Source organism: Pseudoalteromonas sp. P1-9, from assembly GCF_001399975.1.
Classification (GTDB): domain Bacteria; phylum Pseudomonadota; class Gammaproteobacteria; order Enterobacterales; family Alteromonadaceae; genus Pseudoalteromonas.
The window spans coordinates 1-911 of the sequence record NZ_LKBD01000111.1 but is presented as its reverse complement, the minus strand read 5'-3'; the positions used below and the strand labels follow the sequence as shown (position 1 = coordinate 911).

The window sequence follows — 911 nt, the reverse complement described above, 5'->3', positions numbered from 1 at the left end:
GACGGTTGGAGCCGGGTAAGTCTTACTACCGAGCTTTATCGTTACTATGAAACCCTCTTAGCGGGTGAGGCAGTGATTCCAGTTGCTACGGATTGGACTTACCGGGACTTTGTAAAACTAGAAAATGAAACCATTGCAGATCCTGAAGCAGAGATATTTTTCAAAGAAACGTTAGACGCTGTTCCAACGCGGCAATTAATAATATCTGCAATTAACCTTGAAACCGAATCAAAGCAAGAACATTATATTGTTGATTCGTTCAAGCAATACTCTAAAGGGCTTATTCAACTGGCGAAGCAACTTGGTGTTCCATTACAAAGTCTATTACTTGCTGGACATTTTAAGGTTCTATCGCTTATGAGCGGAGAAGAATCTGCATCTAGTGCGGTAACGGTAAATGGCCGCCCCGAACAGGAAGGCGCAGAACAAAGTTTAGGGTTGTACCTAAACTCGTTACCATTGGCAGCTTCTTTAGCCCCTTGTAGCTGGAAAGAGCTAATAGAAAAAGTCTACGACATTTATCGTAAAGGTATGGCCTATCGTCGTTATCCGTTATCGGTTATCCAGCAATCACTGGGTCAGGACTATGGCGAAGTGTCTTTTAACTACACGCACTTTCATGCGCTTGACTCAGTGAAAGAAAGTGTTGAGGAACAAGGTGTGGAGGTACTTGGCGGTAGCGGCTATGAACAAACTAACTTTGATCTTGTCGTTGACTTCAGTCGATACACTGATACAAATTCTATTGGGTTGAGTTTAACTTTTGACTTAGCGAATTATGAGCGTGAGTACATCGAGAGCATTGGTGAATTATATGTTCGGGTTTACCAGTCCCTGTTAGCGGACTTAGCGGCGTCCCATCAGTCGAGGTCGTTATTACCTGAATATGAAGTGCGCTATTTAACGGAAGT

At 43.1% G+C, this 911-nt stretch carries 1 protein-coding gene; it reads left to right on the top strand.

Annotated elements, in window-relative coordinates:
• Positions 1-911 (top strand): condensation domain-containing protein (locus tag AN214_RS21745; RefSeq protein ID WP_200911159.1); only part of this gene is annotated, 911 nt, incomplete at both ends.